This window comes from Rhizobium sp. BK418, assembly GCF_004341105.1.
In the GTDB taxonomy this organism is placed as follows: domain Bacteria; phylum Pseudomonadota; class Alphaproteobacteria; order Rhizobiales; family Rhizobiaceae; genus Rhizobium.
The window spans coordinates 1,020,962-1,038,194 of sequence record NZ_SLZK01000002.1 but is presented as its reverse complement, the minus strand read 5'-3'; the positions used below and the strand labels follow the sequence as shown (position 1 = coordinate 1,038,194).

Below are 17,233 nucleotides of genomic sequence, written 5' to 3'. Positions count from 1 at the left end.
TCAGGCCTGCTCGATCCTTGCCCCGAGGCTCTTCATCAGATCCATGAACTGCGGAAAGCTGGTGGCGATCATATTGCTGTCGTCGATCCCGACAGGATGCTCCGAAGCCAGCCCCATGACAAGGAAGCTCATAGCGATACGATGGTCGAGGTGCGTGACGACCCGCTCACCCGCTGCATTGCCAAGCCCCTTGCCGTCAGGCCGACCGGTTACGGAAAGCCAGTCCTGGCCCTCCTCGCATTCGGCGCCGTTGAGCTTGAGTCCGTCCGCAACGGCAGAGAGACGATCCGATTCTTTGACCCGCAATTCCTGCAGGCCGTTCATGATGCTCTTGCCTTTCGCAAAGGCGGCGGCAACCGCAAGCACAGGATATTCGTCGATCATCGCCGGCGCACGCTCTGCCGGTACGCTGACGCCTGTCAGTTCGCAGTGGCGCACGCGCAGATCCGCCACGTCCTCGCCGCCTGCCAGGCGGAGATTGAGAATCTGGATATCGGCGCCCATCTCCTGCAGCGTCAGGATCAGCCCCGTTCGTGTCGGATTCATCAGCACATTGGAAATTGTGATGTCGGAGCCGGGCACCAGCAAAGCTGCGATAAGCGGGAAGGCGGCAGAAGAGGGATCGCCGGGCACCTCGATTACCTGGCCGGTCAGCCTGCCGCGCCCCTGCAGCCGGATCGTCCGTGTACCGTCCTTGTCAGTCTCGATCGACAATTCTGCGCCGAAACCGACCAGCATCTTTTCGGTATGGTCACGCGTGATCGCCGGCTCGATAACCGTCGTCACACCCGGTATATTGAGGCCGGCAAGCAGCACCGCCGATTTCACCTGCGCCGAGGCGACGGGCAAGGTGTAATGGATCGGGGCCGGCGTTTCCGGTCCGCGCAGCATGACCGGCAGACGATCGCCCTCTACGGCCTTCACCTGCACGCCCATACGACGCAACGGGTCGAGCACGCGGCCCATTGGGCGACGGGACAGCGAAGCGTCGCCAACAAGGACGGTGTCGAAATCATAGACGCCGGCAAGGCCCATGGACAGGCGCGCGCCGGTGCCTGAATTGCCGAAATCGAGCGGGGATTCCGATGCCAGCAAGGCGCCATTACCTGTCCCGTTGACAATCCATTCGCCGCCGTCCTTGCGGATCACGGCGCCCATCGCCTGCATCGCTTTGCCGGTATTGAGCACATCCTCGCCTTCGAGGAGGCCGGTGATGCGCGTTTCTCCCGATGCCAGCCCGCCGAGCATGAGCGCGCGATGCGAGATCGACTTGTCGCCGGGAATACGGACGGTTCCGGAAAGCCCGGAAGATTTGCGAGCGATGGCCGGCTTCGGTGTGGAACCTTGGGACATGGGTTAATCCCTTGCAAAGGCAACATATTCAATCCGCTCACAGCTCAGTGCCAGCATATTTTTTCCAGCGAGCCCCGCGGCAATCGCGGCTGGTTAGCACAAACTCGCCGAGCGGTCATCCGGAATGCCGGGCAAAAGGCTGAAGTGCCCTGTGAAGTTTAGCTTTGACACGGGAAGCCGTAGCGATTAAGGGGACCGGCTTATAAATTCCGAACAGAACGCCGATTTGACGGCATTTGCCGAATGTTGAATTCGGCCATTCTCACGAGGCTTATAGTGGCGAAAGCGGAACTTGGAACCAAGCGCACCGATCCGGAAACCGGCAAGAAGTTCTACGACCTGAACCGGGATCCGATCGTTTCTCCTTACACGGGCAAGTCCTATCCCCTGTCCTTCTTCGAAGAAACCTCGGCAACCGCCGAAGTTCAGGACGAGGATGAGGTTGCTGAGGTCGATACCGAAAACACCGAAGTCGAACTGGTTTCGCTCGAAGACGCTGAAGACGGCGCTTCCGGCGATGATATCCCTGATATCGGTGATGATGATGTCGAAATCGAAGGCGATGATGACGATACCTTCCTCGAAGCCGATGAAGACGATGAAGATGACGACATGAGCGACATCATCGGCGTCACCGGTGACGAAGACGACGTCTGACAGGACGAACGGCGGCCCGGATGACAAAAATTTTCCGGGCCGGATTTTTTAGGCTTGCCATCTGCGAAAACCGCAAGTAATAAGCCGCCACTCCTGAGGGAACGCCCTCCCGAGTATCCCAGGACCGGCCAGTCCGGACCACCCTAATGGGGCTATAGCTCAGCTGGGAGAGCGCTTGCATGGCATGCAAGAGGTCAGCGGTTCGATCCCGCTTAGCTCCACCAAATTTCCTAATGCAGTTCAGCGGGCATTTCAGGTCAACATAACTGGCATTTTTCCGTCATTAGCCAGTTGTCGTATTGTCGAAGGCTGAAAGCGGGTTTTTATATCGGTTGAGGTCACCCGATTCGGCGCCTCCTGGACCCGGACACCATGACACGAGCAAGACGCCGCCGCATTATCAGAACCCGCAGGACTGCGACCGGACTGGCGCTGGTCGGCGCGATCTCCTTTCTTGCGGGAATGACGGATGCAACCGGACTGCTTCTGACCGGCGATTTCGTTTCCTTCATGACGGGCAATACGACACGGGGGGCTCTTGCTCTGAGTAGCGGCGATGTAAGGCACGCCGCCGTGCTGCTGTCCGCCATCATCGTCTTCGTGCTCGGCAATGCCGCCGGGATCGTCGTCGCGCACCGGGCCGAACGGCGCATCTTCGTCGTGCTCTGCTGCGTCAGCCTTTTGCTTGCATTGGCCTCGATGATGACACTGCAGGATCTGTTGATGGCACGGTTCTATACGATCGTTCTCGCAATGGGCATGGTGAATGCGGCGGTCGAGCATGTAGAAGGATTGCCGATCGGTCTGACCTATGTGACTGGTGCGCTGTCGCGCTTCGGCCGCGGCATAGGCCGCTGGATCATTGGTGACCGGCGCGTTGACTGGACCATTCAGATCGTGCCCTGGGGCGGCATGATGCTTGGTGCCGTCAGCGGTGCCCTCATGACACGTCTTGTGGGCGCGCAGGCGCTGTGGCTGGTCTCCATCTTCGCGATGGCGCTGGCGATTGTAGCCTTGTTCATTCCGCGCCCGCTGCAACGTCGGTTTAATCAAAAGATTGCATCTCCTCAACCGCATCCGGTACGCGCGAGGTGATGCCGACCATTGCGGTCGCTTTCGAAGCGGGCAGGAAGACCGAACGGTACCTAGCGAGAAGTTGAGCCATGCCGCGTTCGATTGGCCTGTTTCGCAAGCTCGGCATCGAATCGTGCTTGGCCAATGGATTACCGCACCACCGGCAATGTCACGCTTGGTCTCGATCTTACGCAGCCGAGCCGGAACGGCCAGAACCTGGGACTGCCTTTCGCGAATGGTACGGCCTCGTCGGTTACTACCTCGCCGGCCGCACCTCGGCGCTCTTTCCGCGCTGAAACCTATTTCTTGGAGATGGTGACGAATTTTGCGCCGCGCACACGCGTGGTCACTACGCAGGGATCGCCGCTCGTGCGGTCGCAGAAGCGGGGATTCATCTTCATCGCGAGAACCATATTGCCAAACCGCTTCACGAAATCATAGCCGAAGATCTGCGCGGTCGCGATCATGAAGTAACCGCCTTCGGCGACCTGCAGATAGAAATTATAGGTGCAACCATCTTCGTTGCATTGCGGTCCCTTATGACCATCGCAGGTGAGTTCGCCCTCGTTGATGACGGCATCCATCAACCCGTCATTGTTGATATCCTGACGGATGAGGAAACCATCGCCGAAGGAGGCTTCCGTGCATTGCTCCTGGAAATGTTTCTTCTCGTAAATCTCGGGGTCGGAGATCAGCGATTGCTGAGCGAAGGCCGCAACCGGCTCGACCAGCAGCACAACGACGTTCAGGAGTACGGGCAGCAGCTTCACGGCTTTCCTCTTATGGATAAAGGCTTTCTGGCCTTCTATTCTGCGCGCGCCGCCTTGCGCCGCCCTTGCCGCGATGATTCAGTAATGCCTCATTTCGCCGGTCGGAGGCTTCGATGTCATTGCTCAATTATCTCGATTACGCCGGCATTGCCCTCTTCGCCGCTACCGGCGCGCTGGCTGCCTCACGCAAGCAGCTCGATCTGATCGGCTTCCTGTTCTTCGCGATCGTGACGGGAACAGGCGGCGGCACGGTGCGCGATATCATTCTCGGCCGCGTACCGGTTTTCTGGGTGTTGAATCCGCTCTATATCGTCATCTGCTGCATTGTCGGCGTCGTTGTCTTCTTTACCGCCCATCTCCTGGAATCGCGCTATCGCCTGCTGATCTGGCTCGATGCAGTCGGTCTGGCTGCCTATTGTGTGCTTGGTGCCGCCAAGGGACTGGCCGCCACCGGCTCACCGACGATTGCCATCGTCACCGGTGCCTTGACGGCGACCTTCGGCGGCATCCTGCGCGATCTCCTGGCAAATGAGCCTTCGGTGCTGCTGCGGCCGGAAATCTATGTGACGGCGGCTCTGGTCGGGGCAGGGGTGTTTACCAGCGTCAATGCGCTTGGGGCGGAGCTCTATATCGCGTCGGCCTGTGGGGTTGCAGCCGCCTTTGCAGTACGCGCCGGCGCCCTATGGTTCGGATGGACATTTCCGACCTACAAGCACAAGCCCGGCCGACACCCTGATGACGTGATGTGAAAATCAGCTCTGCTTCGGGCGCAGGCGGATCACCACGTCGACATGGGCGATTTCCATGCCCTTGGGCGGCGGCGGCAGATTGTCGATGGTCAGATTGCTGATCGGGATATCGAGCACCTGGTTTTCACCTTCGACGAAAAAGTGATGGTGGTCGGAGACGTTGGTGTCGAAATAGGTCTTGGTGCTCTCGACAGCGAGAACGCGGATCATCCCTGCTTCGGTGAACTGGTGCAGCGTATTGTAAACGGTCGCGAGCGAGACAGGCACGCCGGCGGCGACCGCTTCCTCATGCAGTTCTTCGACGGTCAGATGCCTGTCACCCTTGGCAAACAAGAGATCGCCAAGCGCGACGCGCTGCCGGGTGGGGCGCAGGCCGGCGGCACGCAGCCTTACCTCTATGGCGATCGGGGCTTGACCCGTCATCAACACCAACTCCAGTTATTCTGGCATAAAGCAATCAGGTTTCCTCAATGCGATATAACTTTTGCGCAAAAGCCTTTCAATAGTTCAATGGGGACAAGGAGGCTCAAAAGGCCGCAAAAACGGGCTTTTGACGCAATTAGGTCTGGTCGCGGCCTTGGCCTTCCTGTATGCGACCACCAAATATTGGCTCAGGCCCAGTCGGGAACTCAGAAAAGAAGCCGCCATGCTTGCGCTTCATTTTCTTAGGAACTTGGACTAAAGACACACATCCATCGCAAGAACGCGGGGGGAAACAGAGATTTATGACAACCAGACAGTCTAGTTACTCGTACGAAGAACTCATCGCCTGCGCACATGGTGAACTGTTCGGGCCTGGCAATGCACAGCTGCCGTTGCCGCCCATGCTCATGGTTCACCGCATCACGGATATTTCCGAGACGGGCGGCGCCTTCGACAAGGGCTATCTGCGTGCCGAATATGATGTGCGCCCGGACGACTGGTATTTCCCCTGCCACTTCGAAGGCAATCCGATCATGCCGGGCTGCCTTGGCCTCGATGGCATGTGGCAGCTCACGGGCTTCTTCCTGGGCTGGCTCGGAGAGGAAGGTCGCGGCATGGCACTCTCGACCGGTGAAGTGAAATTCAAAGGCATGGTTCGTCCGCACACGAAGCTGATAGAATACGGTATCGACTTCAAGCGTGTCATGCGCGGCCGTCTGGTGCTCGGCACTGCCGATGGCTGGCTGAAGGCGGACGGCGAAACCATTTATCAGGCGACCGATCTTCGCGTCGGTCTCTCGAAAGACAAGACGGCCTGAAAACCGCATTGCGAGCGGCTCACGAAAACAACAAGGGTTTGATCAGATGAGACGGGTAGTTGTCACGGGTCTAGGTGTCGTGTCTTCGATCGGGAGCGACGCAGCCGAAGTCACCGAATCCTTGCGGCAGGCAAAGTCGGGAATTTCCTTCTCCAGCGATTTCGCCGAGCACGGCTTCAAATGCCAGGTTTGGGGCAGCCCCAAGCTCGGTGCCGACAAGCTCGCCGAACTGGTCGACCGCCGTGCCATGCGCTTCCTGTCGCAGGGTGGCGCCTGGAACCATGTCGCCATGAAACAGGCGATCGCCGATTCCGGCCTGGACGAAAAGGAATACAGTGAGAACGAGCGCGTCGGCATCATCATGGGCTCCGGCGGCCCGTCCACGCGCACGCTCATCGAAGCGGCGGAGATCACTGTCAAGAACAACAGCCCGAAACGCATCGGCCCCTTCGCCGTGCCGAAGGCCATGTCGTCCACCGCATCGGCAACGCTCGCCACCTGGTTCAAGATCCATGGTGTCAATTATTCGATCTCGTCAGCCTGCTCCACATCCGCGCACTGCATCGGCAATGCCGTGGAAATGATCCAGTGGGGCAAGCAGGACATGATGTTTGCCGGTGGCCACGAAGACCTCGACTGGACCATGTCGAACCTCTTCGACGCCATGGGTGCCATGTCCTCGAAGTACAACGATACCCCGGAGAGCGCTTCGCGCGCCTATGACGTCAGCCGTGACGGCTTCGTCATCGCCGGCGGTGCGGGTGTGCTCGTCCTTGAGGAGCTGGAACATGCCAAGGCGCGCGGCGCCAAGATCTATGCCGAGATCATCGGCTACGGTGCCACCTCGGACGGCTATGACATGGTCGCTCCCTCGGGCGAAGGTGCCATCCGCTGCATGCGCCAGGCGCTGGCGACCGTGAAGGGTGACGTCGATTACATCAATACGCACGGCACCTCGACGCCGGTCGGCGACAGCAAGGAAATCGGCGCCATCCGCGAGGTTTTCGGTGATAAGCTGCCGCACATTCAGTCCACTAAATCGTTGACTGGTCACTCGCTTGGTGCTGCCGGCGTGCAGGAATCAATCTATTCGCTGCTGATGATGCAGGAAGGCTTCATCGGCGAAAGCGCGCATATCACAGAACTCGACCCTGAATTTGAAGGCGTGCCGATTGTCCGCAAGCGCATCGACAATGCCAAAATCGATATTGCTCTCTCCAACTCTTTCGGCTTCGGCGGCACCAACGCCACGCTCGTATTCCAGCGCTACAACGGATAATAACATGACGGGAATCATGCAGGGTAAGCGCGGCCTCATCATGGGCGTCGCAAACAATCATTCGATCGCTTGGGGGATTTCTAAGGCGCTTGCTGCCCAGGGCGCCGAACTGGCTTTCACGTTTCAGGGCGAGGCCCTCGGAAAGCGCGTCAAGCCGCTTGCAGCCGAACTCGGATCCGATTTTCTCCTGCCTTGCGATGTCGAGGATATCGCTTCGGTCGATACGGTCATCGATACGATCAGGGAGCGTTGGGGCAAGCTCGATTTCATCGTTCATGCGATCGGCTTTTCAGACAAGAACGAGCTTAAGGGCCTTTACGCCGATACGACGCGTGAGAATTTCAGCCGCACCATGGTCATTTCCTGCTTCTCCTTCACGGAGATCGCCAAGCGCTGTGCGCCGCTGATGGAAGATGGCGGTGCGATGCTGACGCTGACCTATAACGGTTCCACGCGCGTCATCCCCAACTACAACGTCATGGGTGTCGCCAAGGCAGCCCTGGAAGCGTCCGTGCGCTATCTGGCCGCCGATTACGGCCCGCGCGGCATCCGTGTCAACGCCATCTCCGCAGGCCCGATTCGCACGCTCGCCGGCGCTGGTATCTCGGACGCTCGCGCCATCCTATCGTGGAACCAGCGCAATGCGCCGCTGCGCAAGACCGTCACCATCGATCAGGTCGGCAGCTCGGCGCTCTACCTGCTTTCGGATCTGTCGACCGGCGTGACCGGTGAAATCCATTTCGTCGATGCCGGCTACAACATCACGTCGATGCCGACGCTGGAGACGCTGCGCAAGGCAGACGTCGAATAAGGCGGGGCAGAGCTTCAAAGAAAAGGCGGCCAAGGGCTGCCTTTTTTATTTCCTTGCCCACAGCACTTTGAAACGCGCGTTGCGGCAGGTCTCGCCGCTCTCCTTGAAGTGCTCTGCGAGCACCGGCTCATAGGGCAGGCCCCGATTGGCGACCAGCATCAGCCGCCCGCCCCCGCGCAGTGCAGAAGCGGCAGTCTTGATCATCGCTTGGCCGAGCGAGGGCTCGGCTGCATGGCCCTCGTGAAAAGGGGGGTTCATGATGACGAGGTCGTATTTGTCGCGCACTTGCTCACCCGCCAGATCGTGCCAGAAGAAGCGCGCAGGCGCGTTCGGGCAGTTCTCCGCCAGATTGGCCTTGGCGGCCTCCAGCGCCTCGTAGTTGGCCTCATAGAGGTCAAGGCGGGCAAGATTTGGAGACTTCTCAGCTAGTTCGACCGCAAGATACCCCCAGCCGGCACCGAAATCGGCCGCATCGCCGGTAAAATCCGTCGGCAGACGAGAAGCGAGAAGCTGCGACCCGGCATCGAGCCGGTCATGCGAGAACATACCGGGCGAGGCGATGAAGCGGCCCTCGACACGCACGGGCGACGTCCCGAATTTCGAAACGATCTCGCTGATATTGGCCGGCCGGCCGAACCAGAGGGCAACGCCATGATATTTCGGCATGTGTTCGATATCGAGGCCGAAGTTTTCCACGCGTTTACGCAGCGGCTGGATACCGTCTTCCTTGCCGCCGGCAACGAGGATGAGTCCCCCTGCCTTCACGCGCGAAACGGCCGCGGCGATATTGGCCTCGTTCTCACCCTTGTGCTTGGTGCAGAGCACCAGCGCCGCGTCGTAATCGTTGCCGTCGATTTCGGGCTTGGCCTCGATACGCTGCGCCAGAAGCTGCCTGTAGAGCGGCTTGAAGCCCTGTACGGCCTCGAGCGAGGCGGCAAAGCCTTCGGGAAGCGCAAAGCCCGCCTCAGCGCCGAGGAAGAGCACACGCTGGCCTTCGCCGGGCGGCGCGATGGTTTCACTGGCAAAGGGATGAAAGAGGGTCTTAAGCGTCTCGCGGCTCATCGTCTGGTCCCGTCATCTGGAGCAATTCCAGGAAAATGCGCAGTGGGCTTCCGTCCGCAATTGCGCAAAGCTCGAATACAAAAAGGGCGCGGAAACAGTCCCGCGCCCGATATCAGAGGAGAAGGCGCAGCTTATTCGGCCGCTTCGTCCTTCTTCTTGTCGCCCTTTTCGGCCGCCGGGATTTCCTGGCCGGTGGCCTGGTCGACGACCTTCATGGAGAGGCGAACCTTGCCGCGTTCGTCGAAGCCGAGCAGCTTGACCCAGACCTTGTCTCCTTCCTTGACGACATCGGTCGTCTTGGCGACGCGCTCGGAAGCGAGCTGGGAGATATGGACGAGACCGTCACGGGCACCGAAGAAGTTGACGAAGGCGCCGAAGTCGGCTGTCTTGACAACAGTGCCTTCGTAGATCTGGCCGATTTCCGGCTCGGCAACGATCGAGTGGATCCACTTGCGGGCCGCTTCGATTTCCTTGCCCGAGGAAGAGGCGATCTTGACGGTGCCGTCGTCCTCGATGTTGATCTTCGCACCGGTCTTTTCGACGATTTCGCGGATGACCTTGCCGCCGGAGCCGATGACTTCGCGGATCTTGTCGACCGGAATGTTCATGACTTCGATGCGCGGAGCGAATTCGCCGAGCTGGCCGCGGCTTTCGGTGATGGCCTTCGCCATTTCGCCGAGAATGTGGGCACGACCGCTCTGCGCCTGTTTAAGGGCGACCTTCATGATCTCTTCGGTAATGCCGGCGATCTTGATGTCCATCTGCAGCGAGGTGATGCCATCGGCGGTACCTGCAACCTTGAAGTCCATGTCGCCGAGGTGATCTTCATCACCGAGAATGTCCGAGAGGACGGCGAAGCGATCGCCTTCGAGGATCAGACCCATGGCGATACCGGCAACCGGCTTTGCCAGCGGAACGCCGGCATCCATCAGCGCCAGCGAGGTGCCGCAGACAGTCGCCATCGAAGACGAACCATTGGATTCGGTGATTTCGGACACGACGCGCAGCGTGTAGGGGAACTGCTCAGCCGACGGCAGCATCGGGTGGATGGCGCGCCACGCGAGCTTGCCGTGGCCGATTTCGCGGCGGCCCGGCGAACCCATGCGGCCGGTTTCACCGACGGAGTAGGGCGGGAAGTTGTAGTGGAGCATGAACTGCTCTTTGTACATGCCCGTCAGGCTGTCGACATACTGTTCGTCTTCGCCGGTGCCGAGCGTGGCAACGACGATCGCCTGCGTCTCACCGCGGGTGAAGAGGGCCGAACCGTGCGTACGCGGCAGCAGGCCGACTTCGGCAACGATCGGGCGAACCGTTTCCAGGTCGCGACCGTCGATGCGGCTCTTGGTGTCGAGAATGTTCCAGCGAACGATCTTGGCCTGCAGGTGCTTGAAGATTGCGCCGACTTCTTCGGCCGTATACTTGGCTTCAACGCCTTCCGGCAGGAAGTGAGCCTTGACTTTTGCCTTGACGGCGTCGACGGCGGCGTAACGATCAGCCTTCTGAGTGATCTTGTAAGCTTCGCGCAGTTCGGCTTCGAAATGCTTCAGCATTTCGCCTTCGAGTTCGGAATAGTCTTCCGGCTGGAAGTCGCGCGGTTCCTTGGCGGCGACTTCGGCGAGCTTGATGATCGAGTCGAGAACCGGCTGGAAGCCCTTGTGGCCAAACATGACGGCGCCGAGCATGACATCTTCCGGCAGTTCCTTGGCTTCGGATTCAACCATCAGAACGGCATCGTAAGTGCCGGCAACGACGAGGTCGAGGGTCGACTCGTCCATCTCGTCGAGATGCGGGTTCAGGACGTATTCGCCGTTGATATAGCCGACGCGCGCGCCGCCGACCGGGCCCATGAAGGGAACGCCGGAGAGCGTCAGAGCAGCAGAAGTGGCGACCATGGACAGGATGTCCGGATCGTTCTCGAGGTCATGCTGGACGACGGTGACGACGACCTGCGTATCGTTCTTGTAGCCTTCCGGAAAGAGCGGACGGATCGGACGGTCGATCAGGCGGGAAACGAGGGTTTCGTTTTCGCTCGGACGGCCCTCACGCTTGAAGTAGCCGCCGGGGATCTTGCCGGCTGCGTAGGTCTTTTCCTGGTAGTTGACCGTCAACGGGAAAAAGTCCTGGCCGGGCTTCGGAGCCTTGGCAGAAACGACGGTCGCGAGAACGACGGTTTCGCCATAGGTGGCGAGTACGGCGCCGTCAGCCTGACGGGCGATCTTGCCGGTCTCGAGCTTGAGTGGGCGGCCCGCCCACTCGATTTCTACGGTATGTGTATCGAACATGTCCTGTCCTTCAATGCAGCCATCGCGCCTTCTCCATCAGGAGCAGCGCAGGTCGACCGCAATCAGTGTGACGTATCACGGGCAAGACAACGGGAAGCTTTGAGCGGACGATTTCCCCTAAGGGAAATCGGGCCAAAGCTCTTGAGAAACTCTGGCCGAAAGCATCCGGCAATCCTGCCCCATGACAGGTCAACGGTTGGTCTGGCAGAACCGGCCCATCCGGGCCTGCCGTCTTTCCATTCACGCAGATAGCGCGCGCCTGGAAAATGTCACCGGGAAATGCACTCCCGAAAAGATATCCGGCGGGCGAAGTGCTTCGCCCGCCGGAAAATCATTAGCGGCGGATACCCAGGCTATTGATCAGCTTGGTGTAGCGGCCTTCGTCCTTCTTCTTGAGATAATCAAGAAGCGAGCGGCGGCTGGAAACGAGCGTCAGCAGACCACGGCGGGAATGGTTATCCTTCTTGTGGTCCTTGAAGTGTTCGGTCAGGTTGTTGATGCGCTCGGTGAGGATCGCAACCTGGACTTCCGGGGAACCGGTATCGCCTTCGGCGGTCGCGTATTCCTTGATCAGCGCAGCCTTGCGCTCAGCAGTGATCGACATCGGACAATCCTTTCTATGAGAGGAGTTTCAAGTCGCCAAAAGCCGGGATGTCGTCCAGCCTTGGCCGCGAATGCAATCGGGGATAGCCCCTATGCTGGCGCTGCCTATAAACCAATTATGCAGCGATGGAAAGAGGCTCTCCCGCAGCGGGTTTCAAGGCCCTGCAATGGCGTTCCGGATCATCGCGTCGTACCCCTCGGGATCCTGCAGCATGGCGAAATGGCTTGCATCCTTCAGTACGACGAGTTTTGCGCCCGGAATCTCCTTTGCCATCATTTCGGTATGGTCGAGCTTCACGGCCTCGTCGTGGTCCCCGATGGCGAGCGTGACCGGCACTGTGATCTTTCCGAGGTCGGCTGCCGTCCAGGCGGGCTGTGTTGCCCACATATCGGAGATCTGGTTGACGAAGGCATCGTACTCGTTCGGCGTCGGCGACAGTTTCTTGTAATATTCGCCGGCGACGTTGATGTAATCGTTGAACGTCTTGTTGTTCATCACATCGGATTTTACGCCGTCGGTCGTGACATTGGCCGCCTGTGCGATGACGCGTACAAGCTTTTCCGGATGCTTCATTGCCATGTCGATGCCGATGATGCCGCCATCCGACCATCCGACCAGCGTCACCTTGCCGATCTTCAGATAGTCGAGCAACGCGACATAGTCGGACGTCATCAGATCATAACCGAAAGGCTGTTGGCTGCGCGTCGAGCGCCCGTGGCCGCGGCTATCGGCAACGATGACAAGATGATCCTTAGCAAAATCGGCGACCTGATATCCCCAGACGTCGGCATTTCCAAGTCCACCATGGATGAAGAGGATAGGGTCCCCTTCGCCATACTCGGCGTAATACATCTTGATGTCGTTCACATCCGCCATGCCGCTCGTTTTGGGCGTCGGCATCGCAGGAAAGGCAGGAAGGCCGGCCCAGCGCTCGGCGGATTGAGCGCTGGCAACGGTCAGAAACAGCGAAAAGAACGTCAGTATTCCCAGTGTAATTCTGCGCATATTCTTCCCCTTTGGTTGGCCTTTGTGGTCCGCCAGGAAACATACCGCATCGTCATTGTCTGGCAATTGCCGCGATGCTCGCGGTTGCCCGTCAGCCGAAGACGCGCTTCGGCCGGAATTCGCCCTGTCCGATCTCGCCGATAGCGATCAGCCTGCCGCGTGCCGTCGCATAGGCCTCGCTTTCGGCAATCGGAGCATCTCTGCCGCGCACCAGGATGGGATTGCCCATCTTCAGCCGGTGCGCCTGGTCGTCGCTGATAACAAGATGTGGCAGGGCCGACAGCGCTTCGCAGGTATCGATCAGCAGGGCATCGAGCGCGGCAAGGCGCTCATCCATGTCCTCGATCTCTTCAAGCGCGGTGAGCTTGACAAGCGGCACCATCGTCTCTTCGGCGAACGGCGCAACGAAAGTCCGGCGCAGGCCGGAAATATGGCCGTAGCAGCCGAGCTCGCGGCCGAAATCGCGTGCAAGCGCCCGCACGTAGGTACCCTTTCCGCATTCCACCTCGAAATGCGCCGTATTGGAACCCGGGCAGGCGAGAAGCGTCAGGCGATGAATCGCGACTTCGCGCGAGGGTATCTCGACCACCTCGCCATCACGTGCCAGATCATAGGCCCGCTCGCCGGCGATTTTGATGGCTGAGAACTGCGGCGGGACCTGGCTGATCGTACCGATATATTTCGGCAGGATGTCACGGATCTGCTGCTCGCTGGGCCGCTTGTCGGAGCTCAGCGTAACCTCGCCTTCGAGGTCGTCGGTCGCCCGCTCTTCGCCCCAAGTCACCGTAAATTCGTAGATCTTGCGGCCGTCCATCACATAGGGAACGGTCTTGGTGGCATCGCCGAGCGCGATCGGCAGCATCCCGGATGCGAGCGGATCAAGCGTGCCGGCATGACCGCATTTCTGAGCCTTGAAGAGCCACTTGATCTTGGAAACGGCTTCCGTCGAGCCGAAATCCACCGGCTTGTCGAGGATCAGCCAGCCGGAAACCGGGCGGCCCTTGGGTTTGCGTGGTTTGGACATCTGTTCTTCTGTTATTCGTCGTCGCTGTCGAGATCGCGACTCACCTCGGGCGAGCGCAAGAGGTCGTCGATCTTCTTATAATTGTCGAAGCTGGTATCGTCGCGGAAGCGCACTTCCGGCATGTATTTCATCTGCCGCAGCTGCGGCCCGAGTCGGCCGCGAATGAACTTCGCGTTGCGGTTCAGCGCATCGATGACGACACTGTGGTCGGAAACGCCGAGCGGCGTCACATAGGCCGTGGCGATCTTGAGGTCGGGCGACATGCGCACCTCGGAGATCGAGATCACTGTCGCCTCGATGATGTCGTCGCGCACTTCGCCACGCTGCAGCACCTGGGTTATTGCTGCGCGAACCTGTTCGCCAACGCGCAGCATGCGCTGCGAAGGTGCCGAGGATGTGGGTCTTGTTGCCATTGTTCTTTATCCCAAAAGGATCGGGCGCCGGACTGGATCATCCGGCGCCCGTCCAAGATTTCAATCGTGATCCGATCAGAGCGTGCGCGTGATATGTTCCACGCGGAAGCACTCGATCGTATCGCCGGCGCGGATATCCTCGTAATTCTCGAAGGCCATGCCGCATTCCTGGCCCATCGGCACTTCGGAAACCTCGTCCTTGAAGCGCTTGAGCGTCTTGAGCTTGCCTTCGTGGATGACGACGTTGTCGCGGATGAGGCGCACGCCCGCACCACGTTCGACCTTGCCTTCGGTGACGCGGCAACCAGCAACCTTGCCAACCCTGGTGATGTTGAACACTTCCAGGATTTCGGCATTGCCGAGGAAGGTTTCGCGCCGTTCCGGCGACAGAAGACCCGACATCGCCGCCTTCACGTCATCCACGAGGTCGTAGATGATGTTGTAGTAGCGGATTTCGATACCCTGGCGTTCGGCAAGCGTACGAGCCTGCGAATTGGCGCGGACGTTGAAGCCGATGATGGCAGCACCGGAGGCCTCGGCGAGCGAAAGATCCGATTCCGTGATACCGCCGACCGCCGAGTGGACGATACGGGCGCGCACTTCGTCGGTGCCGAGCTTTTCGAGAGCACCGGCGATCGCTTCGATCGAACCCTGCACGTCGCCCTTGATGACCAGCGGGAATTCCTTGACGCCGGTCGTCTGGAGCTGCGTCATCATCTGTTCCAGCGAACCGCGCTGTCCCGACTGGCGGGCAGCGGCCTTGTCGCGGGCAAGACGCTGACGGTATTCCGAGATCTCGCGGGCACGGCTTTCGTTTTCGACGACGGCGAACTTGTCGCCGGCCTGCGGCGTACCGGAGAGACCGAGCACTTCGACCGGCATGGCCGGTGGCGCCTCTTTCATGTGCTCGCCCTTGTCGTTGACTAGGGCGCGGACGCGACCCCAGACATCGCCGGCGACGATGATCTGACCGGGCTTGAGCGTACCGTTCTGAACGAGAACCGTTGCAACCGAGCCGCGGCCGCGGTCAAGCTGGGCTTCGATAACAGTACCTTCCGCGGTGCGGTTCGGATTGGCCTTGAGATCAAGGATTTCCGCCTGCAGCAGAACGGCTTCGAGCAGCTTGTCGAGGTTCTTGCCGGTCTTGGCAGATACTTCGACGTCAAGCGTTTCACCGCCCATCGATTCCACGAAGACTTCATGCTGCAGAAGCTGGTTGCGAACCTTCTGCGGGTCAGCCTCGTGCTTGTCGATCTTGTTGATCGCCACGATGATCGGAACACCGGCCGCCTTGGCGTGATTGATCGATTCGATCGTCTGCGGCATGACGCTGTCGTCGGCCGCTACGACGAGGATCGCGATATCGGTCGCCTGCGCACCGCGGGCACGCATGGCCGTGAAGGCTGCGTGGCCGGGCGTGTCGATGAAGGTGATCTTCTGACCGTTCTGCTCCACCTGATAGGCACCGATATGCTGCGTGATGCCGCCTGCTTCGCCAGCAACCACGTTGGCATGGCGGATGGCGTCGAGCAGCGAGGTCTTGCCGTGGTCGACGTGCCCCATAATGGTGACGACGGGCGGACGCGAAACACGATCGCCTTCGACGTCGGCGACATTGAAGATGCCGAGTTCGACGTCGGATTCGGAGACGCGCTTGACCGTGTGGCCGAATTCGCCGGCAATGAGTTCTGCAAGGTCGGCGTCGATGACGTCGCCCGGCTTCATCATCTGGCCTTCCTTCATCAGGAACTTGATGACGTCGACCGCACGTTCAGACATACGCTGCGACAGTTCCTGAATGGTGATGGTCTCCGGCAGGACGACTTCGCGCGAAATCTTCTCACGCGTTTCCTGCATCTGGCTGCGGCGGAATTTCTCCTGGCGGCGACGCATGGAGGCAAGCGAACGCCCGCGTGCATTGCCTTCGTCATCGACGTCTGCGGTCGTCACGGTCAGCTTGCCCCGGCGGCGGTCTTCCTCGCTCTTCGGGCGGGTCGTCACTGGCTTTGCGGGCTCCGGACGAACCGGGCGACCACGGACCGGACCGCCGCGCGAAGTGCCACGTTCATCATCTTCGCCTTCACTACGGCGACCACGGGCGCCTGCCGGCGCACCCGGCGCAGGCCGGGCCGTTGAGGGCGACGGAGTGGCTTCCGGACGGCGAGCGGCCGGTGCGGATGGCGGTGTCGGCTGCTGCGGACGCTGAGTTTCAACGCGCGCTTCCGCTACGGGAGCAGCAGGTGCCGGAGCTTCGGCCTCGGCGGCTGCTGCCGCCTCGGCCTGGCGTGCAGCCTCTTCTGCAGCGCGCTGCTTGGCCTCTTCCGCTTCGGCAGCCTGACGTGCAGCCTCTTCGACGGCACGGCGCTTTTCTTCCTCCGCGCGGCGGATGGCATCCTGGGCGTCACGGGCCTGCGCTTCGGCAAGCGCGCGGCGGCGGGCATCCATTTCTTCCGGCGAAAGGTGGTTCAGCACAACGGGGCGCGGACGATCCTGCTGGCGCGGTGGCTGGTAGGATTGCTGCGGCCGCTGGTTGCTCTGCTGCGGGCGCTGGTTGTTCTGGCCGCCGGGCTGATGGACGCGCGGGGCTGGCGCCGGCTGCTGCGGGCGAGCCTGCACGGGCGCCGGTGCTGGTTCGGGCGCGCGCGCCGGAGCAGCGGGAGCAGGCGTGATCGGCTTTTCGTCTTCAGGGCGCATCGGGCGCCGCTTGCGGGTCTCGACGACGACCGCCTTGGTGCGACCGCGACCCATATCTTGGCGAACGGTACCCTGGCTCATCCCTGATGGTTTCAAGGTGAGGGTCTTCTTCCCCGTTACGCTGAGTGTCTTGTCGTCGTTGCTGTCGGTCATTCGTTCCCGTTCCTTCGGACAGGGAACGATGAAACCATCATACCCTGTCAATCACATACAAT

At 60.2% G+C, this 17,233-nt stretch carries 16 protein-coding genes, 1 tRNA gene and 1 pseudogene; 8 read left to right on the top strand and 10 right to left on the bottom strand.

Translation table 11 applies throughout. From position 1 onward, the window contains the following. Positions 1 to 1,353, bottom strand: coding sequence for a 3-phosphoshikimate 1-carboxyvinyltransferase (gene aroA, locus EV281_RS11160; RefSeq protein WP_132653128.1), 1,353 nt, complete (start codon positions 1,351 to 1,353; stop codon positions 1 to 3). Positions 1,354 to 1,629: 276 nt separating this feature from the next. On the opposite strand from aroA, the gene EV281_RS11155 reads away from it, so the two are divergent. From EV281_RS11155 to EV281_RS31590, 4 genes and pseudogenes are all read left to right on the top strand, one after another. Beyond that, positions 1,630 to 2,010, top strand: coding sequence for a TIGR02300 family protein (locus EV281_RS11155; RefSeq protein ID WP_132653127.1), 381 nt, complete (start codon positions 1,630 to 1,632; stop codon positions 2,008 to 2,010). 148 nt (positions 2,011 to 2,158) lie between these two features. After that, positions 2,159 to 2,234: transfer RNA gene (locus tag EV281_RS11150), tRNA-Ala, on the top strand. A gap of 148 nt (positions 2,235 to 2,382) precedes the next feature. Continuing rightward, positions 2,383 to 3,105 (top strand): YoaK family protein, encoded by a 723-nt coding sequence (locus tag EV281_RS11145; protein WP_132653126.1) that lies wholly within the window; start codon positions 2,383 to 2,385, stop codon positions 3,103 to 3,105. 68 nt (positions 3,106 to 3,173) lie between these two features. Continuing rightward, positions 3,174 to 3,380: pseudogene (locus EV281_RS31590) on the top strand (YdcF family protein); the annotation flags it as partial. A gap of 3 nt (positions 3,381 to 3,383) precedes the next feature. Here EV281_RS31590 and EV281_RS11135 read toward each other — a convergent pair. Beyond that, on the bottom strand, positions 3,384 to 3,854 hold the full coding sequence (locus EV281_RS11135) for a hypothetical protein (protein WP_132653125.1): 471 nt from the start codon (positions 3,852 to 3,854) through the stop codon (positions 3,384 to 3,386). Positions 3,855 to 3,967: 113 nt separating this feature from the next. Here EV281_RS11135 and EV281_RS11130 point away from each other — a divergent pair, with 113 nt between their 5' ends. Continuing rightward, positions 3,968 to 4,603 carry a trimeric intracellular cation channel family protein gene (locus EV281_RS11130; protein ID WP_132653124.1) on the top strand — a complete coding sequence of 212 codons (636 nt, stop codon included), beginning with the start codon at positions 3,968 to 3,970 and terminating at the stop codon, positions 4,601 to 4,603. 3 nt (positions 4,604 to 4,606) lie between these two features. Here the strand turns inward: EV281_RS11130 and irrA are convergent, their stop codons facing one another. Then, positions 4,607 to 5,026 carry an iron response transcriptional regulator IrrA gene (gene irrA / locus EV281_RS11125; RefSeq protein WP_132653123.1) on the bottom strand — a complete coding sequence of 140 codons (420 nt, stop codon included), beginning with the start codon at positions 5,024 to 5,026 and terminating at the stop codon, positions 4,607 to 4,609. A gap of 302 nt (positions 5,027 to 5,328) precedes the next feature. Here irrA and fabA point away from each other — a divergent pair, with 302 nt between their 5' ends. Genes fabA through fabI form a run of 3 tightly spaced genes read left to right on the top strand, consistent with a single transcriptional unit; the run spans position 5,329 to position 7,934 of the window. Further along, positions 5,329 to 5,844: a 3-hydroxyacyl-[acyl-carrier-protein] dehydratase FabA gene (fabA, locus tag EV281_RS11120; protein WP_112564876.1), complete on the top strand. Its 516-nt coding sequence runs from the start codon at positions 5,329 to 5,331 to the stop codon at positions 5,842 to 5,844. A 46-nt stretch (positions 5,845 to 5,890) separates the two neighbouring features. Continuing rightward, a complete protein-coding gene (fabB, locus tag EV281_RS11115) occupies positions 5,891 to 7,123 on the top strand; it encodes a beta-ketoacyl-ACP synthase I (RefSeq protein WP_132653122.1) in 1,233 nt (410 codons plus the stop codon). Positions 7,124 to 7,127: 4 nt separating this feature from the next. Next, positions 7,128 to 7,934: an enoyl-ACP reductase FabI gene (fabI, locus tag EV281_RS11110; RefSeq protein WP_132653121.1), complete on the top strand. Its 807-nt coding sequence runs from the start codon at positions 7,128 to 7,130 to the stop codon at positions 7,932 to 7,934. Positions 7,935 to 7,979: 45 nt separating this feature from the next. On the opposite strand, the gene EV281_RS11105 is transcribed toward fabI, so the two are convergent. The 7 genes from EV281_RS11105 to infB all read right to left on the bottom strand — a co-directional run bounded on the left by EV281_RS11105 (position 7,980) and on the right by infB (position 17,171). Next, complete coding sequence (locus EV281_RS11105) at positions 7,980 to 8,996, bottom strand: class I SAM-dependent methyltransferase (protein WP_132653120.1); 1,017 nt, start codon at positions 8,994 to 8,996, stop codon at positions 7,980 to 7,982. A gap of 131 nt (positions 8,997 to 9,127) precedes the next feature. Further along, complete coding sequence (gene pnp / locus EV281_RS11100; RefSeq protein WP_132653119.1) at positions 9,128 to 11,278, bottom strand: polyribonucleotide nucleotidyltransferase; 2,151 nt, start codon at positions 11,276 to 11,278, stop codon at positions 9,128 to 9,130. 334 nt (positions 11,279 to 11,612) lie between these two features. Continuing rightward, positions 11,613 to 11,882, bottom strand: coding sequence for a 30S ribosomal protein S15 (gene rpsO, locus EV281_RS11095; RefSeq protein WP_132653118.1), 270 nt, complete (start codon positions 11,880 to 11,882; stop codon positions 11,613 to 11,615). Between the two features lie 153 nt (positions 11,883 to 12,035). Next, positions 12,036 to 12,887: an alpha/beta hydrolase gene (locus EV281_RS11090; protein WP_132653117.1), complete on the bottom strand. Its 852-nt coding sequence runs from the start codon at positions 12,885 to 12,887 to the stop codon at positions 12,036 to 12,038. Between the two features lie 91 nt (positions 12,888 to 12,978). Continuing rightward, positions 12,979 to 13,911, bottom strand: coding sequence for a tRNA pseudouridine(55) synthase TruB (gene truB / locus EV281_RS11085; protein ID WP_132653116.1), 933 nt, complete (start codon positions 13,909 to 13,911; stop codon positions 12,979 to 12,981). An 11-nt stretch (positions 13,912 to 13,922) separates the two neighbouring features. Next, positions 13,923 to 14,324: a 30S ribosome-binding factor RbfA gene (gene rbfA / locus EV281_RS11080; protein ID WP_132653115.1), complete on the bottom strand. Its 402-nt coding sequence runs from the start codon at positions 14,322 to 14,324 to the stop codon at positions 13,923 to 13,925. A gap of 75 nt (positions 14,325 to 14,399) precedes the next feature. After that, on the bottom strand, positions 14,400 to 17,171 hold the full coding sequence (gene infB / locus EV281_RS11075; RefSeq protein ID WP_132653114.1) for a translation initiation factor IF-2: 2,772 nt from the start codon (positions 17,169 to 17,171) through the stop codon (positions 14,400 to 14,402). Between the last annotated feature and the right edge of the window lie 62 nt (positions 17,172 to 17,233).

Coding starts and splice junctions, on each gene's coding strand:
- aroA (WP_132653128.1), bottom strand. CDS start 1,353: ATGTCCCAAGGTTCCACACCGAAGCCGGCCATCGCTCGCAAATCTTCC.
- rbfA (WP_132653115.1), bottom strand. CDS start 14,324: ATGGCAACAAGACCCACATCCTCGGCACCTTCGCAGCGCATGCTGCGC.
- rpsO (WP_132653118.1), bottom strand. CDS start 11,882: ATGTCGATCACTGCTGAGCGCAAGGCTGCGCTGATCAAGGAATACGCG.
- EV281_RS11090 (WP_132653117.1), bottom strand. CDS start 12,887: ATGCGCAGAATTACACTGGGAATACTGACGTTCTTTTCGCTGTTTCTG.
- fabA (WP_112564876.1), top strand. CDS start 5,329: ATGACAACCAGACAGTCTAGTTACTCGTACGAAGAACTCATCGCCTGC.
- infB (WP_132653114.1), bottom strand. CDS start 17,171: ATGACCGACAGCAACGACGACAAGACACTCAGCGTAACGGGGAAGAAG.
- EV281_RS11105 (WP_132653120.1), bottom strand. CDS start 8,996: ATGAGCCGCGAGACGCTTAAGACCCTCTTTCATCCCTTTGCCAGTGAA.
- fabB (WP_132653122.1), top strand. CDS start 5,891: ATGAGACGGGTAGTTGTCACGGGTCTAGGTGTCGTGTCTTCGATCGGG.
- truB (WP_132653116.1), bottom strand. CDS start 13,911: ATGTCCAAACCACGCAAACCCAAGGGCCGCCCGGTTTCCGGCTGGCTG.
- irrA (WP_132653123.1), bottom strand. CDS start 5,026: ATGACGGGTCAAGCCCCGATCGCCATAGAGGTAAGGCTGCGTGCCGCC.
- EV281_RS11130 (WP_132653124.1), top strand. CDS start 3,968: ATGTCATTGCTCAATTATCTCGATTACGCCGGCATTGCCCTCTTCGCC.
- fabI (WP_132653121.1), top strand. CDS start 7,128: ATGACGGGAATCATGCAGGGTAAGCGCGGCCTCATCATGGGCGTCGCA.
- EV281_RS11145 (WP_132653126.1), top strand. CDS start 2,383: ATGACACGAGCAAGACGCCGCCGCATTATCAGAACCCGCAGGACTGCG.
- pnp (WP_132653119.1), bottom strand. CDS start 11,278: ATGTTCGATACACATACCGTAGAAATCGAGTGGGCGGGCCGCCCACTC.